Raw genomic sequence first — 16563 nt, 5'->3', positions numbered from 1 at the left:
TGATCTGTGAGGTCACATAACCCCCGAGTTTCTCAGCAAGGATTTTCCGTGAGTCGCACAACTACCGTTGACACCGCGCCGGCAAGCGAGGTCATCGACAATGTCGTATCCCAGCCAAATCAGTTCATCAAACGCGGTACCCCTCAGTTTATGCGCGTCACCCTGGCGCTCTTCTCTGCCGGTCTCGCAACCTTTGCCCTGCTCTATTGCGTTCAACCGATCCTGCCGGTGCTGTCGAGCGAGTTCGGCATCACCCCGGCCAGCAGCAGCGTATCGCTATCGATCTCCACTGCCATGCTCGCCGTCGGGCTGCTGTTTACCGGTCCTGTCTCCGACGCCATCGGGCGTAAAAAGGTGATGGTCACCGCGCTGGTACTGGCTTCCTGCTGCGCCCTGCTGTCAACGGTAATGACCACCTGGCACGGGATCCTTATCATGCGCGCGCTGATCGGCCTGTCGCTCAGCGGCGTAGCGGCCGTCGGCATGACCTACCTGAGCGAGGAGATCCACCCCAGCGTGGTGGCCTTTTCGATGGGGCTGTACATCAGCGGCAACTCTATTGGCGGGATGAGCGGACGTTTGCTCACCGGGGTGTTTACCGATTTCTTCGGCTGGCGCGTAGCGCTGGCGGCGATCGGCTGTTTTGCCCTCGCGTCAGCCATTATGTTCTGGCGAATTTTGCCGGAGTCGCGCCATTTCCGCCCGACCTCGCTGCGGCCAAAATCCTTGCTGATTAACTTCCGCCTGCACTGGCGCGATCGCGGTCTGCCGCTGCTCTTTCTCGAAGGGTTCCTGCTGATGGGGTCTTTCGTGACGCTGTTTAACTACATCGGCTATCGTCTGATGATGTCGCCGTGGTCGCTGAATCAGGCGGTGGTCGGCCTGCTCTCGGTCGCCTATTTGACCGGAACATGGAGCTCGCCGAAGGCCGGGGCAATGACCGCCCGCTACGGGCGCGGCCCGGTGATGCTGCTCTCCATCGCAGTAATGCTTGGCGGCCTGCTGCTGACGCTTTTCGCCTCGCTGTGGCTGATATTCAGCGGCATGCTGCTCTTTTCGGCCGGTTTTTTTGCCGCGCACTCGGTCGCCAGCAGCTGGATTGGCCCACGCGCCCGACGCGCCCGCGGGCAGGCATCGTCGCTGTATCTGTTTAGCTATTATCTGGGGTCAAGTATTGCCGGGACCTTAGGCGGAGTGTTCTGGCATAACTACGGCTGGAATGGCGTTGGCGGCTTTATCGCCCTGATGTTAACGGCAGCACTCATTACCGGCGCTTGTTTGCACAACCGTCTCAAATAGCAAGTCATCACGTGGCCTTCACGGCCACGCTGCTCACCACATTCCTAGCACCGATGACGCCCCCAGCAGCTCCCTGACGGCATCGATTGAAAGTAGTGCGATAAACAGCAAGGTGAACGGATTCATATTTACCCCGCAGCAGCGGCCCTGGCTCTTGATGAGTTTAGCCGCTGGCTCAGAAAGAATCTGCTATCCTGGCCACATCACGATGACATTATGATGACTGACCGCCGCGGCGATGCGGGTCGTAGGCGGACGCCCCGGTGGTTTCAGTTGCAGCTGTCGCCGCGCTTATCCCGGGAGGCAATTCACGCGCATCACTCGACCCGTGCGGAGGATCAGGATAGTGTAGGAGTCAACAGGCTATGCCTTTCGTTCACTTGCAACAGGTCCGAATTTACTATGGCAGAAAATAAAAACTATCAGCAGCTTACCCGTACTTTCCAACGTCTGTCGCGCTTTTCGCATCTTGCCGCCATCGCCGGATGGGATATGTTCGCCATGATGCCGCCGGGCGGCAGCGCGGCGCGCGGCGAGGCGCTGGCGGAGCTGGGCGTGCTGCAGCACCAAATCCTGACCGATAAGAGCGTGGCTCAGGCGCTCCAGGACGCCCGTCAGGAAGATCTTAACGATGTTGAGCAGGCCAACCTGCGCGAAATGACCCGCCAGCACGCCCAGGCGGCCCTGCTGCCGGAGAGCCTTGTTGAGGCTAAATCTCTGGCCGGCAGCCGCTGCGAACACGCCTGGCGCAGCCAGCGACCGGCCAATGACTGGGAGGGCTTCGCCGAAAACCTGCGCGAAGTCGTCAGGCTCAGCCGCCAGGAGGCAGCCCTGCGCGCCGAAGCTAAGGGCTGTTCGCCGTACGACGCCCTGCTGGATATTTTCGAGCCCGATATGACCAGCGCCCGGCTGGACGTGCTGTTTGCCGACCTCAAATCCTGGCTGCCGTCGCTGCTGGCTAACGTCGTTGAAAAACAGGCGCAGCATCCGCTAATCGAGCCGCAGGGCCCGTTCCCCATCGCCGACCAGCGCGAGCTGGGGCTGGAAGCGATGCGCGTGCTGGGCTTTGACTTCAACGCCGGGCGTCTGGATATCAGCGCCCATCCGTTCTGCGGCGGCGTGCCGCAGGACGTGCGCATCACCACCCGCTACAACGAAAGCGATCTGCTGAGCGCGCTGTTTGGCGTTATCCACGAAACGGGTCACGCCCGCTATGAACAGAATTTACCGCGCAAATGGCTCGACCAGCCGGTCGCCCTCGCCCGCTCAACGGCGATTCACGAATCACAAAGCCTGTTTTTCGAAATGCAGCTGGGCCGCAGCGAAGCGTTTTTAAACCGTCTGCTGCCTGCCGTTCGCCAGCGTTTCGGCGAGCAGCCGGCGTTCGGCAGCGACAATTTCATCGCCTGGAATCAGCGCGTCAAGCCCGGGTTTATTCGCGTGGATGCCGATGAGGTCAGCTATCCGGCGCACGTTATTCTGCGCTATGAGATTGAGCGGGCGCTGATTGATGGCGACATCGAGGTTGAGGATATTCCGGCGCTTTGGGATGAAAAAATGCAAAGCTGGCTGGGCCTGTCCACCACCGGTAACTATCGCAACGGCTGTATGCAGGATATCCACTGGACCGACGGCGGCTTTGGCTACTTCCCTTCTTACACGCTGGGGGCGATGTACGCAGCGCAGCTGATGGCGGCCGCCAGACGCGCTTTACCGCAGCTGGAGAGCCAGATTGCCAGCGGTGATTTCTCCAGCCTGTTCGGCTGGCTGCAGCAGAATATCTGGCAGCACGGCAGCCGTTTCACGACCTCCCAGCTGATCCACAACGCCACCGGGGAAGACCTGAACAGCGACTACTTCCGCCAGCATCTGACCTCCCGCTATCTGTAAGCCTCCGCGCCGGGCGGCGTCCCGGCGCGTTATCCCCACCGTACATTCGGTTACACGCCGATACCAAACACTCACGGAAAGCTCGAAAAGAGAAGCATATAGTTCTTTCACCGGCCCCGCAGTGGGGTTGAATGAAAAAAACCTTTTCGAGGATATCAGAATGAAAAAAGTATTAGCTCTGGTCGTTGCCGCTGCTATGGGTCTGTCTTCTGCTGCTTTCGCCGCTGACGCGGTAAGCACCACTCAGGCTCCGGCTGCTGCAACTCACAGCACCACTGCCAAGACCACTCATCACAAAAAACATCACAAAGCCGCCGCTAAACCGGCCGCAGAGCAGAAAGCTCAGGCTGTGAAAAAACACAAAAAAGCTGAAGCTAAACCGGCTGCCGCTCAGAAAGCCCAGGCCGCTAAGAAACACCACAAAGCTGCAGCTAAACCAGCCGCTGCTCAGAAAGCCCAGGCCGCAAAGAAACACCACAAAGCCGCTGCTAAACCGGTAGCGCAGAAAGCTCAGGCTGCTAAAAAACACCACAAAACTACCAAGCACCACGCTGCGGCTAAACCAGCTGCACAGCCGGCTGCATAATTACCCCGGTTAGTCTGGTATCGTAATAAATCGGCGCTGCTTCAGCGCCGTTTTTTTCTGGAGGATACTATGCTGCGGCGCTACCGTTTCGAGCTTATTCTGATCCTGCTGATTATCTGTGCGCTGGTTGCGACGCGCTTTTTCCTCTACTAACGCGGCACCGCTTAATCATCCCCTTCGATCGGATAACCCGCCAGGCGGATCGCATTTCGACAATCGCTGACCCCTGCCGCATAGCCCGCTTCAATTTCACATACCGGACTCGCACAACAGACGGGCAGCCTGACCGGCGTTGCCAGCTGCCGTTCGAGTTGCGTAATTCTCTCCCTGGCAGCCAGGAGCCCGGCGGCGAATACCGCAGGCGCAATATCGTCTCTTTCACCGTTCGCAGCTGCGCGAAGCGCGTCGTTCTCTATCATCGTTTTTTCTCCTCTCTTTCGAGCATAGCCGCTTTCTTATACCCGGCTACCGATCAGCTGCCAGAGATTGTAACCAAAACCGTAAAGGGCCAGGGCCAGCAAAAAAGCGGCTGAAATCGTCGTCAAACGCCGGGTATGCGCCAGCGTCAGCCAGCGATGAATGGCGAGAATATAAAGTGAGAGTACGCTGAGGTCGATAACGACCCAGAGCGCGGTGAGTATCCCAAGGCTTACGCCGGTATCAGCGGTGATATGAATAAACTGCGGAAAAAACGCGACAAAAAACAGGATATCTTTTGGATTAGCCAGCGCGGTGATAAATCCCACCGCCAGCCCACCACTGCGGCGGGCCGCCGGGTGAGCGGCTGAGGTTGCGCGCAGCATCCCTATCGCCAGAAAGGCAATGTACAGCGATCCGCCGATAGCCACCAGCGCCAGCGCCTGCGGGTCGAGGCGCAGCGCGCCGGTCAGCATTGCCGCCGCTACGGCAATCAGCAGCAGCGAGGCCAGATTTCCGCCGACCATCGTACGTACCGCGCGGGCGTAGCCCTCCCGCGCTGCCGTACCGGTCACCAGCAGCACCACCGGACCCGGAGTCGCAATCAGGGCCACAACCGTCAGACAATATCCCGCCACCAGCACGTAGTTCATGACAATAACTCACTCAATTATTCAGATTGATGCATTCTGTCCTTTGATTTCCTGGTTGAAAAACGAGAAATGGTGAGTTTGAATGTGAGTATTACTCACCATAGAGATCCATAACGATGTCAACGCCTCCGCTGTATGCTCTGCGCGCGTTTGAGACCGCCGCGCGGCTGGGTTCATTTAGCCAGGCCGCCGCCGCGCTGCACGTTACCCCCGGCGCCGTCAGCCGGCATATCAGCACCCTGGAAGCCTGGTTCGAATGCCGACTTTTTATTCGCCAGGGGCCAAAAGTGATCATCACCGATGCCGGGCGGCAGCTGGCAAACGCGCTGGAGGAGAGCTTTTCGGCTATCGACAGAGCCTGTCATACGCTGCGCCGACAGGCGGGAAAACTGCGGCTGAAGGCCCCGTCCACGCTAACCATGCGCTGGCTGCTGGACGTACTGCGGCAATTTCGCCAGCAGCATCAGCGCCCTGAAATCGAGCTCAGCAGCGTGTGGATGGACAAGGATAGCGTGGATTTTGCTCTGGAACCGTACGACTGCGCCATCCTCCTCGGCGACGGGAATTTTGGCGCGGATAAGCGCCAGACGCTGCTGTTCGCGGAGTGGCTGATCCCGGTCTGTTCGCCGGCAATGGCCTCAGCGGCGCGTGAAGACTTAGCCTCCTGCCCGCTGATTCATCCGACCACCGATCGCCGGGACTGGCGGCGCTGGCTGCAGCATAGCGGGCAGCAGCCGGCGGTAGATCTTGCCCAGGGGCTGGTTTTCGATAGCCTTGAACAGGGCAATATGGCGGCCATGAGCGGCCACGGCGTTTCGGTGGGGGATCTGCTGCTTAGCCAACAGGCGCTGCAGGCGGGATTGCTGACGCTACCGTTCAGGCAGGCCGTCGCGACCGGTGAGGGATACTATCTGGTGTGGTCCGCAAATACGCTCAGCCCGCAGCCCATCGCCCTGCTGCAGGCGTTTTTACTCGCTCACCTCCCGGGGCCTTTCCCCGACGGGGTCCTTCGTCGGGGAAAGGTGCCGCGATAACGTGCCGCGATTGGGGCGGTGGTTTACAAAACGCTAACCGCCTGCGCCACCAGATACCCCGCAGCCCCCCAGATAAAGACGGAGACAACGGAAACATAAACCAACGCACGAATACCTTTTTTTGACATATGTCCTCCCGAGACAGGAACCAGAAATCACCGATATCATCGCGGGGACAACATCTCTGCTTGCTCAACGGCAGCTATCAATAACAGCATTTTGAGTGAGAAAATGTTTCGTTTTGCAAGTAAGCACAAATGGTGTAAAAATGGGCGGGTTTTTGTGAAGTTGTTTGTTTTCTATGACATTAGTTGACTAATTATCATGAACAAACGCTGGCAAAACGCATCATGCCCTTGCGTACACGGCGTCCTCTTTTTGGTACTTTCTGTAACCCGATATCTGTTGCTTCCGGAGCCGGTTTCTGCGGAAATGACAGCAGCAAGAAATGCGCGCTAACTGGTTGAGTTATCGACCTTCTTTGCGTGAAAAAAGGGACTTTTACTGAATGCTGACGGCCTGCTGGTTTAATTAAAATTACTGTTAACTTTCATAAACTTAAATCTCCTGCTACTTTCAATATAGCCAAAATCATCCCCGCCGCGCTCACTAAGGTGTCCTGCAGGATGGTGAGTATAATTATCTCCTCAGAGAGTGATATGCGTAGAGACGTACTGTTATTACTGTGTTCATTTTGCCTGTTTCCTCTGTTTGCGCACGCTGACGATGACGGCATGAGCGCGAAAGATATCAAGACCCTGTTTTTTGGTCATGATGACCGCAAGCCGGTAAGCAACCCCGCCGAAGCCCCTTGGGACGCCATCGGCCAGCTGGAAACGGCCAGCGGCAATTTGTGCACCGCCACCCTGATCTCCCCCAACCTGGCGCTAACCGCCGGGCACTGCCTGCTGACGCCGCCGAAGGGTAAACCGGATAAGGTCGTTGCGCTGCGCTTTATCTCGCGCAAAAACGGCTGGGTTTACGAAATTCACGGCGTCGAGGGTCGCGTAGACCCGTCGTTAGGCAAGCGCCTGAAGGCCGACGGCGACGGCTGGATCGTCCCCTCCGCCGCCGCGCCCTCGGACTTTGGTTTAGTGGTACTGCGCTACGCGCCTTCGGGAATCGACCCGATCCCCGTGTTTCCCGGCAGTAAGGCCGACCTGACCGCCGCGCTAAAGGTCGCCGAGCGCAAGGTGACCCAGTCCGGCTACCCGGAAGATCACCTCGATAATCTGTACAACCATCAGGACTGCATCGTTACCGGCTGGGCGCAGACCTCGGTTCTGTCACACCAGTGCGATACCTTACCCGGCGATAGCGGTTCGCCGCTGCTGTTAAAAACCGATAGCGGCTGGCAGGTGATTGCCGTCCAAAGCTCGGCTCCGGGGCCGAAAGATCGCTGGCGCGCGGATAATCGGGCCATTTCGGTGACCGGTTTTCGTGACAAGCTGGAGACGCTTGCCAGCGAGTAACCGTTAGCCCTGCTGCTGGCGCAGCTGAAGCAAAGAGGCTATCGGCATGGGCTCGCTGAAATAGTAGCCCTGCAGCTTGTCGCATCCCGCACGACGCAGTAGCGCCAGCTGCTGCTGATTTTCCACCCCTTCCGCCACCACCGTCATTCCCAGCGCGCCGGCAATGCGCACGGTACCGCGCACCAGCTCCGCCGCCTGCGGATCGGTATCTACCAGCCCGGCCAACGATTTATCAATCTTCAGACTGTCAAAACTGAAGCTGCGCAGATAGCCGATACTGGAGTAACCGATGCCGAAATCATCCAGCACAACGGCCGTACCCAGCGCCTTCAGGTTTTCAATGGCCGCGCGGGCGCGATCGGGGTTCTCCATCACGTAGCTTTCGGTCACTTCAATCTGCAGGCGGCGGGCCGGGAAATGGCAGCGGGCGAGCACCTGCACCACCCGCGACTCGAACTCCGGGTCGCGAAACTGCGCCGGCGAGATATTCACCGACAGCATCAGATCCCCCATCGGCTGCAGGTCGCAGCAGGCGCGATGGAGCACAAACTGACCGAGCGCGTAAATCAGGCCGCTGCTCTCGGCGATGCTGATAAACGCGTCCGGCGGCAGCGCGCCCTGGGGCCGCCGCGGCCAGCGTATCAGCGCCTCCACGCCTTCGATGGTCAGCGTCCCGGCGTTGACTATCGGCTGATACCAGACGTCAAACTCATCATTTTCCAGCCCCTGACGGATGCCGTTTTCCAGATTCAGCTGATATTGCCTGGCGTCGCTCAGCGCCTCGTCGTACCAGGTCGTGCGCCCCTTTCCGGTCTTCTTCGAATGATACATGGCGATATCGGCGCGGCGAAAAAGCTCGGTGCTGGAGCAGGCCGCCGGCGTTCCGCTGGCGATCCCCAGGCTGGCGCTGATATAGATTTTGCGATCGTTCAGGTCAATCGGTGATTTCAGCATTTCCAGCACCGCCCATGCAAACGCCGACGCCTGACCTACCGCCTGCTCGCCGCCGACGGTCATGGCAAACTCATCGCCGCCCATCCGCGCCAGCATTCCCCCGACGGGCACCCTCTCCTGCAGCTCGCAGGCTATATGGGTAATCAGCGCATCGCCGACGTCATGCCCATAGTTGTCATTAACATCTTTAAAGCCATCGAGGTCGATAAACACCACGCTCTGCATCTGGTGCTGCGAACGCTCGCACAGCGCGTTGAGCCGCTCAATCAGCGCCCGCCGGTTGGGCAGCTGGCTCAGCCAGTCGGTCATGGCGATTTTACGCGCCAGCTTCTCGCCGCGCGCCAGCTTATACAGCCCAAGGCAGCTAAAGAGGATGAACAGCAGGATCAGGCTGGCAGCCACCAGCGCGATCAGGCGAATGCTGCCGGAGGCCGCCTGAGCCGCTTCCACCCCCGGCAGCCGCGGCTGCCAGCTTAGATAGCTAATAGTCTCACCGGCGTTGGTGCGCAGCGCCACGCTATAGTCGCCGCGGGTTTCGCTGGTATGCAGATGACGAATTTGAAACGTATCCCCGAGCTTTTGCAGCATATCGGGGTTAATGTGCCGGGTAATGACCAGATAGCGCCGCGTATCGTCGTACACCTGCAGGCGGCCCATAGTCGGGCGAATCAGGCCAATACCAATAAAAGCAATGCCCTCCCGGGTACGGGTGATCCCGGCGTAGGCGCTTTTTCCGCTACGCAGCGCCTCGGCGTGCTGAGCGATCATCGTCTGCAGGCCGCTGCCGAAAAAGCGGATATCCGTTTCATTAAAGGACTGACTACGAAACGATCCCCACAGCACCCGGTAGTGCTGATCGAGGACAAAAGTACCGTCGTAGAGGTTATTTATTTTGAACCCCGAACCCCAGGAATCAAACAGCCATTTGCTATCCAGCGTTGGCGCGTAGGTCTGCTTCACGGCGTCATCCCAGATGGAGTTATCCAGCACCAGCGACATCACGCGATTCACCGAGGTCTGCACCGCGCCGTTAACCGACAGTACCGAGCGATGGCGATCGATCTCATTCGCCTTGATGCCAATCAGGTGCTGCGACAGATAAAGCAGAGAAATAACGGAAGCGATCAGGCCCATCCCGGCCAGGAGAATAATGACCGAAAGCGTTTTGGCCGAAGGAAGATGACGCCAACCAGGCAAATTAACCATTATCTATCCTCATCGCGGCTGGGGAAAAACGCACCGAATATACTCTTTTTTAAAGAGTAATACAGAGAACAGATTTTGCCGCCCGCGGACGCAGGCGGCGTTAGATCAGGCCAGTTTTATTAACACCATTCCGATGATCAGCAGCATCACGCCGATCCAGCCTTTACTATTCAAACGCTGGCCGAACAGTACCCAACCGGCGGTTATGGTTGCCGCGATGCCGAAGCCGCCCCAGAGGGCGTAGGCCACCGACAGCTCAATCCCCTTCACCGCCTGCGATAGCGCGCTGAACGCGCCCAGCACGGCGAGCAGTGACATCACGCCGTAGATCTTGCGACGAAAACCATCGGAAAACTTTAAAAAGACGTTAGCGACAATTTCCAGCACGATGGCCAGCGCCAGCCAGGCCGCATGAACCCACTCAAACTGCTGCATGGGTCCTCTCTTCAGGCTGCTTTACCGCCTTCTGGGTCCCGGACTTGATTAAGACAATCCCGACCACCAGCGTCGCCAGACCCGCCATTTTGACCACCGAGAGCGTCTCATCAAACAGCAGCACGCTGAACAGAGTGATCAGCAAAATACCGATACCTTCCCACAGAGCGTAGGCCACCCCAAGGGCAATCTTTTTAACCGCGAAGGCCAGAAAAATATATGAAAGCGCAATCATTGCCAGCATCAAAATAAAACCTGTATGGCCGCCGCTGACGCTCGCCCATTTCATCGAAAGGGTCCCGGTAATTTCTGCAATGATGGCCAGGGCTAATAAAACCCAATAAAACATGATCCCTTCTCCTGCTTGAGAATATAATCCATGACGGCCTACAGCAAAGGTAAACCGAAAAAATTCTGACGTAGATTTAGCCGTGCGCATGCTGCGCCAGCTCAGGCAGAGAGAGAGGGTCTAAAGCGCCGAGCGCCAGTGCTGTTCGCCAACAAAGCGGGAATTTGTGCGGGAAAATGCAGGGTGATTAGAAATATACATACTGAACTGATTGTCCATAAAATTACAATTATCCGCGGTATTGCTTCTCGTCATTGCGGATGAAAATTGTCCTCGGTAGTTAAACACAGTTAATTTGTAGCATAATGCTACATTATACTCAAAGCCTTTGCATTTCTTTACTTCGACTATTTGATTTGGATTAGCTTTTTCTGATGCCGATCGCCATTATGATTACGCGTCATTATTTTAATTGGGTCGCGTGATGATTTTATCGCCACCGACAGAAGCATGGCGAACAATTACTCCACGGTCTGCACGCAAAAAAGTCGTGATTTTTTATCCGCATCTGCGTCTACACTGTGAGGAAAACCAGGCTCTATTTTCAGGGATTCGTATGGCCAAACCCATCATCACTCTTAACGGATTAAAGATTGTCATCATGCTGGGCATGCTGGTCATCATCCTTACCGGCATCCGCTTCGCCGCGGATATCATCGTACCTTTTGTTCTGGCGCTGTTTCTCGCGGTGGTCCTTAACCCTCTGGTGCAGCTGCTGGTGCGCTGTCGGGTGCCGCGCGTGCTGGCGATCTCGCTACTGATCGGCGCCATCGTTATGCTGGCGGTGGTTCTGCTGGCCTCGCTGGGCACCTCCCTGAACGAGCTGGCGCGCACCCTGCCGCAGTATCGCGCGTCGTTATCAGAGCCGGTGCAGACCATCACCCCGTGGCTGCAGAGATTCGGCTTTACCGTTTCCGTCGTCGAGCTGAACAAATATATAGACCCCAACGCGGTCATGACGATGGTGACCGGCCTGCTTACCCAGCTCTCGAACGCCATGTCCTCGATCTTCCTGCTGCTGCTGACGGTGGTATTTATGCTGCTGGAGGTTCCGCAGCTGCCGGCCAAGCTGCAGCAGCTGATGACCCGCCCGGTTGAGGGCATGGGCGCAATCCAGCGCGCGCTCGATAGCGTCTCGCACTACCTGGTGCTAAAAACCGCCATTAGCCTGGTTACCGGGCTGGTGGTCTGGGGCATGCTGGTACTGCTGGACGTGCGCTTTGCCTTTATGTGGGGGCTGCTGGCTTTCGCACTCAACTATATTCCCAATATCGGCTCGGTGCTGGCGGCCATTCCGCCTATTTTGCAGGTGCTGGTATTCGGCGGCCTGTATGACGCGCTGATCGTGCTCGCGGGCTATCTGGTGATCAATCTGCTGTTCGGCAATATCCTCGAACCGCGGATTATGGGGCGCGGGCTCGGGCTCTCGACGCTGGTAGTGTTCCTGTCGCTGATTTTTTGGGGCTGGCTGCTGGGGCCGGTGGGGATGCTGCTTTCGGTGCCGCTGACCATCATTGTTAAAATTGCCCTTGAACAGAGCGAGAGCGGACAGAGCATCGCCTTCCTGCTTAGCGACCTCAGCAAGGATTAGCTCCCGACTCCCCACTACGGGCTAACCGGCCCGTAGACCACTACTCCTTTGGCATTATTGATCCTCGTCACATCTCACGTCCGTCATTCATTACTCTGAAGCTAACAATCTGCCCGCGGGCTTAATTGATGCCCTACGCCTCGCGTCGCACACTAACTTCCACACCATGACAGTCAAAACGATTTGTCGAATCAGGAGGTTAATAATGAATGCCGAACAAACGACGGGACGGGTCTGGAACCGCCGCCGTACGGAAAAGCAGCGGCGAGTGACCGCCGCCAACGTCTCCGGTAAGGTTATCCCCACCGCACAGCTGGTGGACGCGCTGGAACATCTGCTCGCCCCCGGCGATCGCGTAGTGCTGGAAGGCAACAACCAAAAGCAGGCTGACTTCCTCTCCCGCATGCTGGCGGAAGTGAACCCGCAAAAAGTCCACGATCTGCATATGATCATGCCGAGCGTCGGACGCAGCGAACATCTGGACCTCTTTGAAAAGGGTATCGCCCGCAAGCTCGACTTCTCCTTTTCCGGCACCCAGAGCCTGCGTATTTCGCAGCTGCTGGAGGACGGCCTGCTGGAAATCGGCGCGATTCACACCTATATCGAGCTCTACTCCCGCCTGTACGTCGATCTTTCGCCGAACGTCGCGCTGATTGCCGGCTACAAAGCGGATCGCAAAGGCAACCTCTATACCGGACCGAGTACCGAAGATACCCCGGCGCTGGTGGAGGCTGCGGCCTTCCACGACGGTATCGTTATTGCCCAGGTTAATGAGCTTGTCGACGACGAGTGCGACCTGCCCCGCGTTGACATTCCGGGTTCGTGGATCGATTACGTGGTGGTCGCCGATAAGCCGTTCTTTATTGAGCCGCTGTTTACCCGCGACCCGCGGCTGATCAAGCAGGAGCATATCCTGATGGCGATGATGGCGATTAAAGGCATCTACGCCGAGCATCAGGTGCAGTCTCTTAACCACGGTATCGGCTTTAACACCGCCGCCATCGAGCTGCTGCTGCCCACCTACGGCGAGCAGCTCGGCCTGAAGGGCAAAATTTGTAAACACTGGACGCTAAACCCGCACCCGACGCTTATTCCCGCCATTGAAAGCGGCTGGGTGGAAAGCGTGCACTGCTTCGGCGGCGAGCTGGGGATGGAGGAGTACATTCGCGCGCGTCCGGACGTGTTCTTCACCGGCGCCGACGGTTCAATGCGCTCGAACCGCGCCTTCTGCCAGCTGGCGGGGCAATATGCGGTCGATATGTTTATCGGCTCGACCCTGCAGGTCGACGGCCTGGCAAACTCGTCCACGGTAACCCGCGGCCGGCTGTCAGGCTTTGGCGGCGCGCCCAACATGGGCCACGATCCGCACGGCCGCCGCCACGCGACTCCGGCCTGGCTGAACATGATAACCGAGCCCGACCCGATGCAGCGCGGTAAAAAGCTGGTAGTGCAGATGGTCGAAACCTTCCAGGCCGGCGTGAAGCCCACCTTCGTCGAAAAACTCGATGCGATCGAGGTGGCGAAAGCCTCCGGCATGCCGCTCGCGCCGGTGATGATCTACGGCGATGACGTCACCCACGTGCTCACCGAAGAAGGGATCGCCTACCTCTACCGCGCTGAAAGCCTGGAAGAGCGCCGGGCGATGGTCGCCGCGGTGGCCGGGATCACCGATATCGGCCTTGGCGTCGACGCTAAGCGCGTTGCCGCGCTGCGCCAGAGCGGCAAGGTGGTTTATCCGGAAGATATCGGCATCCGCCGTAGCGATGCGACCCGCTCTCTGCTGGCCGCCGGCAGCGTAGCCGATCTGGTGGAGTGGTCCGACGGACTCTATAACCCACCGGCAAAATTCCGGAGCTGGTAATGAAACGACTCTCCCCCCGGCGCGCTGAAGCGCAAACCGGCTGGCTTGCCCGCACCGCCAGCGAGTGCCTGATTGACGAAGCGCGGCTCAGCCCCAAACCGGGGCTGGTCGACAGCCGCGGTAACGGCGCGCATCTCGATTTAAGCCTTGCGCTGATGGAGCGTTCGGCCCGCAGCCTGCTCCCCACCTTTCAGGTGCTCGCCGAACAGAGCTGGCAGCGGCCGGCGGATATTGCGCTGCGCGAAACCATCGGCCGCCTGGGCCGGGAAGGCGAGCGGCAGATGATGCTGGCTACCGATGGGGTGAATACCCATCGCGGAGCAATTTGGGCGCTAGGCCTGCTGGTTAGCGCCGCGGCGATGCTGGGCGGGACGGGTCATTCACGGTCGATAGCGGAGACCGCCGCGCTTCTCGCCGCCCTGCCGGACGCCGCGGCGCCCAAAACCTTCAGTAAAGGCCTGCGCGCCAGCCGCCGCTGGCAGGTGCCGGGCGCTCGCGAAGAGGCGCAGCGCGCGTTTCCGCATATCACCACCCTTGCGCTACCGCAGCTGCGGCGCAGCCGGACCGAGGGCGCCAGCGAAGACGAGGCCCGCCTCGACGCGCTGATGGCGATCATGACCTCGCTGAGCGACACCTGCGTGCTTTCCCGCGCCGGCATGTCCGGCCTTGAGGCCATGCAGCACGGTGCCCGCCGGGTGCTGGCCGCCGGCGGTTGCGCCACGGCGTGCGGACGCCGGACGCTGGCGCAGCTTGACGCGCAGATGCTGGCGCAAAACGCCTCGCCGGGCGGCGCCGCCGATCTTCTTGCCGCCACCCTGTTTCTCGATCGGGTTGCCGGCTAACGCATTCAGAGGATGTTATGGAACAGATTAATTTGTCATTCCCTGCCAACCGCGCCCTCAGCGGCAAAGCCCTGGCAGGCGTAGTAGGCTCCGGCGATATGGAAGTGCTCTATACCGCCGGGCAAAACGCCACGCTTGAGGTTGATATCACCACCTCGGTGGACAACAGCCGGGCGCGCTGGACCGCGCTGTTTGAGCGGCTCAATCTAATCAACGGCCTGCCCGCCGGACGGCTGGTTATTCATGATTTTGGCGCCACGCCGGGCGTCGCACGTATTCGCATCGAACAGGTTTTTGAGGAGGCCGCCCATGCGTAACGATCGCAGCTTTATCGAACTCCGCGCCCGTGAACGCGCCCGCACGCTGCTGGATGACGGCAGCTACCGCGAGCTGCTGGACCCGTTCGAAGGCATCATGTCGCCGTGGCTAGGCGCCCAGGGCATCGTCCCGCAGTCCGATGACGGCATGGTGGTGGCAAAAGGCACCATTAACGGTCAGCCGGCGGTGGTCATCGCCATCGAAGGCACCTTCCAGGGCGGCAGCATGGGCGAAGTCTCCGGCGCCAAAATGGCCGCCGCGCTGGAGCTGGCGGCAGAAGATAACCGCAACGGCATCCCGACCCAGGCGGTGCTGTGCCTGGAAACCGGCGGCGTGCGCCTGCAGGAAGCCAACCTCGGCCTGGCGGCGATTGCCGACATCCACGCCGCGATTGTCGACCTGCGTCGCTATACCCCGGTGGTCGGCATTGTCGCCGGCACCGTGGGCTGCTTTGGCGGGATGTCGATTGCCGCCGCGCTGTGCAGCTACCTGATCGTCACCCGCGAAGCGCGCCTTGGGCTCAACGGCCCGCAGGTCATCGAGCAGGAGGCGGGAATTGAAGAGTACGACTCCCGCGATCGGCCGTTCATCTGGAGCATGACCGGCGGCGAGATCCGCTATGAGAGCGGCCTGGTTGATGCGCTGGTCAACGACGGCGTCAACGCCGTAAAAACCGCCATGAACGCCGCCATCGCCAAAGGCGTTCCGGCCCAGCATCGCAGCGACAAATATGCCGACTTCCTGACCCGTCTGAGCAACTTTGACACTCGTCAGCAGGCCGATACCGCGCAGATTAAACGGCTTTTCGCCGGGGAGGTGAAATGATGACTCAGTCCAATAGCCGTGGAGCCCTGTGGCTGGAAAAACTGGCGCCAAATGCGCCGCGCATGAACGGCCTGTGCCCTTCAGTACAGGTCGCCGACGGTGAACTGAACGGCGAGAGCGCGCGCTTCATCGCCGTGGTGGCGGATGCCAATAACCACTACCCGCGCGCCGCTAAAGGCGAAGTGGGCCTGCTGGAAGGCTGGACGCTGGCAAAAGTGGTGAATGAAACCATCGATGCCGACGCGAACAGCGACGTAAAGCGCCCGATTGTGGCGGTCATCGACGTCCCAAGCCAGGCCTATGGTCGTCGGGAAGAAGCGTTCGGCATTCACCAGGCGCTGGCCGGTGCCGCAGGGGCTTACGCGAAAGCGCGCCTGGCGGGCCATCCGGTAATCGGACTGATCGTCGGCAAGGCGATGTCCGGGGCGTTTCTGGCGCACGGTTATCAGGCCAACCGACTGATTGCCATCAACGATAAAGGCGTACTGGTGCACGCGATGGGCAAAGAGTCCGCCGCCCGTATCACTCTGCGTACCGTCGATGCGCTGGAAAAACTGGCGGCGACCATTCCGCCAATGGCCTATGACGTCAGCAACTACGCCACCCTCGGCCTGCTCTCCGACCTGCTGAACCTCAGCAACCCGGACGCGCCGTCCGATGCCGATCTGGCGCTGGTGGAACTCACCGTGCAGAAGGCCATCTCGGATGCACGTAAAGACCCAAGCCTGAAAAACCGTCTCGGCGCGGAGAATCGCCGCAGCTCTGCCCTGGTACGCGAACGGATGCGCGCCAGCTGGTAACGGGCAACATCAGAAGTACGTAAAAAAAGAC

Annotated in this window: 17 protein-coding genes; 11 read left to right on the top strand and 6 right to left on the bottom strand. The window is 59.1% G+C overall.

All coding sequences use genetic code 11. From position 1 onward, the window contains the following. The first annotated feature begins 48 nt into the window (after positions 1 to 48). Positions 49 to 1299, top strand: coding sequence for an MFS transporter (locus NWP14_RS03770; RefSeq protein ID WP_331834292.1), 1251 nt, complete (start codon positions 49 to 51; stop codon positions 1297 to 1299). Between the two features lie 33 nt (positions 1300 to 1332). Here NWP14_RS03770 and NWP14_RS03765 read toward each other — a convergent pair whose 3' ends face one another. After that, positions 1333 to 1425, bottom strand: coding sequence for a KPN_01571 family protein (locus NWP14_RS03765; protein ID WP_223261803.1), 93 nt, complete (start codon positions 1423 to 1425; stop codon positions 1333 to 1335). Positions 1426 to 1701: 276 nt separating this feature from the next. Here NWP14_RS03765 and NWP14_RS03760 point away from each other — a divergent pair, with 276 nt between their 5' ends. Then, positions 1702 to 3189: a carboxypeptidase M32 gene (locus tag NWP14_RS03760; RefSeq protein WP_375214795.1), complete on the top strand. Its 1488-nt coding sequence runs from the start codon at positions 1702 to 1704 to the stop codon at positions 3187 to 3189. Between the two features lie 160 nt (positions 3190 to 3349). Continuing rightward, positions 3350 to 3775 carry an acid resistance repetitive basic protein Asr gene (asr, locus tag NWP14_RS03755; RefSeq protein WP_331834294.1) on the top strand — a complete coding sequence of 142 codons (426 nt, stop codon included), beginning with the start codon at positions 3350 to 3352 and terminating at the stop codon, positions 3773 to 3775. A gap of 164 nt (positions 3776 to 3939) precedes the next feature. Here asr and NWP14_RS03750 read toward each other — a convergent pair whose 3' ends face one another. Together NWP14_RS03750 and NWP14_RS03745 are read right to left on the bottom strand one after the other, a co-directional pair. Continuing rightward, complete coding sequence (locus NWP14_RS03750; protein WP_346431431.1) at positions 3940 to 4194, bottom strand: hypothetical protein; 255 nt, start codon at positions 4192 to 4194, stop codon at positions 3940 to 3942. 36 nt (positions 4195 to 4230) lie between these two features. Then, positions 4231 to 4845: a LysE family translocator gene (locus NWP14_RS03745; RefSeq protein ID WP_375214794.1), complete on the bottom strand. Its 615-nt coding sequence runs from the start codon at positions 4843 to 4845 to the stop codon at positions 4231 to 4233. 116 nt (positions 4846 to 4961) lie between these two features. On the opposite strand from NWP14_RS03745, the gene NWP14_RS03740 reads away from it, so the two are divergent. Together NWP14_RS03740 and NWP14_RS03735 are read left to right on the top strand one after the other, a co-directional pair. Beyond that, on the top strand, positions 4962 to 5879 hold the full coding sequence (locus tag NWP14_RS03740; RefSeq protein ID WP_346431430.1) for a LysR substrate-binding domain-containing protein: 918 nt from the start codon (positions 4962 to 4964) through the stop codon (positions 5877 to 5879). 659 nt (positions 5880 to 6538) lie between these two features. After that, entirely contained in the window at positions 6539 to 7351 is an 813-nt protein-coding gene (locus tag NWP14_RS03735; RefSeq protein ID WP_095103243.1) for a serine protease, read from the top strand. Between the two features lie 3 nt (positions 7352 to 7354). On the opposite strand, the gene NWP14_RS03730 is transcribed toward NWP14_RS03735, so the two are convergent. From NWP14_RS03730 to mdtJ, 3 genes are all read right to left on the bottom strand, one after another. Beyond that, positions 7355 to 9511, bottom strand: coding sequence for a putative bifunctional diguanylate cyclase/phosphodiesterase (locus tag NWP14_RS03730; protein WP_375214793.1), 2157 nt, complete (start codon positions 9509 to 9511; stop codon positions 7355 to 7357). 105 nt (positions 9512 to 9616) lie between these two features. After that, positions 9617 to 9946, bottom strand: a complete 330-nt coding sequence (gene mdtI, locus NWP14_RS03725) for a multidrug/spermidine efflux SMR transporter subunit MdtI (protein WP_095103239.1) — start codon at positions 9944 to 9946, stop codon at positions 9617 to 9619. After that, entirely contained in the window at positions 9933 to 10295 is a 363-nt protein-coding gene (gene mdtJ / locus NWP14_RS03720) for a multidrug/spermidine efflux SMR transporter subunit MdtJ (RefSeq protein WP_095103237.1), read from the bottom strand. Before mdtJ ends, mdtI begins: the two co-directional genes overlap by 14 nt. Before the next feature lie 556 nt (positions 10296 to 10851). Here mdtJ and NWP14_RS03715 point away from each other — a divergent pair. The 6 genes from NWP14_RS03715 (at position 10852) to mdcE (ending at position 16532) form a co-directional block, all read left to right on the top strand. Then, positions 10852 to 11886: an AI-2E family transporter gene (locus NWP14_RS03715; RefSeq protein ID WP_375214792.1), complete on the top strand. Its 1035-nt coding sequence runs from the start codon at positions 10852 to 10854 to the stop codon at positions 11884 to 11886. Positions 11887 to 12091: 205 nt separating this feature from the next. After that, entirely contained in the window at positions 12092 to 13747 is a 1656-nt protein-coding gene (gene mdcA / locus NWP14_RS03710; protein ID WP_346431427.1) for a malonate decarboxylase subunit alpha, read from the top strand. After that, positions 13747 to 14589, top strand: a complete 843-nt coding sequence (locus NWP14_RS03705) for a triphosphoribosyl-dephospho-CoA synthase (protein ID WP_375214791.1) — start codon at positions 13747 to 13749, stop codon at positions 14587 to 14589. The genes mdcA and NWP14_RS03705 overlap by 1 nt, the downstream gene beginning before the upstream one ends. A gap of 17 nt (positions 14590 to 14606) precedes the next feature. Further along, positions 14607 to 14906 carry a malonate decarboxylase acyl carrier protein gene (gene mdcC / locus NWP14_RS03700; protein ID WP_331834303.1) on the top strand — a complete coding sequence of 100 codons (300 nt, stop codon included), beginning with the start codon at positions 14607 to 14609 and terminating at the stop codon, positions 14904 to 14906. Beyond that, positions 14899 to 15732: a biotin-independent malonate decarboxylase subunit beta gene (locus tag NWP14_RS03695; protein ID WP_375214790.1), complete on the top strand. Its 834-nt coding sequence runs from the start codon at positions 14899 to 14901 to the stop codon at positions 15730 to 15732. Before mdcC ends, NWP14_RS03695 begins: the two co-directional genes overlap by 8 nt. Then, complete coding sequence (mdcE, locus tag NWP14_RS03690) at positions 15732 to 16532, top strand: biotin-independent malonate decarboxylase subunit gamma (RefSeq protein ID WP_375215092.1); 801 nt, start codon at positions 15732 to 15734, stop codon at positions 16530 to 16532. Before NWP14_RS03695 ends, mdcE begins: the two co-directional genes overlap by 1 nt. Positions 16533 to 16563 lie beyond the last annotated feature (31 nt).

It is taken from the genome of Klebsiella sp. C349492 (assembly GCF_042055345.1).
In the GTDB taxonomy this organism is placed as follows: domain Bacteria; phylum Pseudomonadota; class Gammaproteobacteria; order Enterobacterales; family Enterobacteriaceae; genus Klebsiella; species Klebsiella scottii.
The sequence above is the reverse complement of the archived record's forward strand: the minus strand, read 5'-3'. Positions and strand labels throughout refer to the sequence as shown.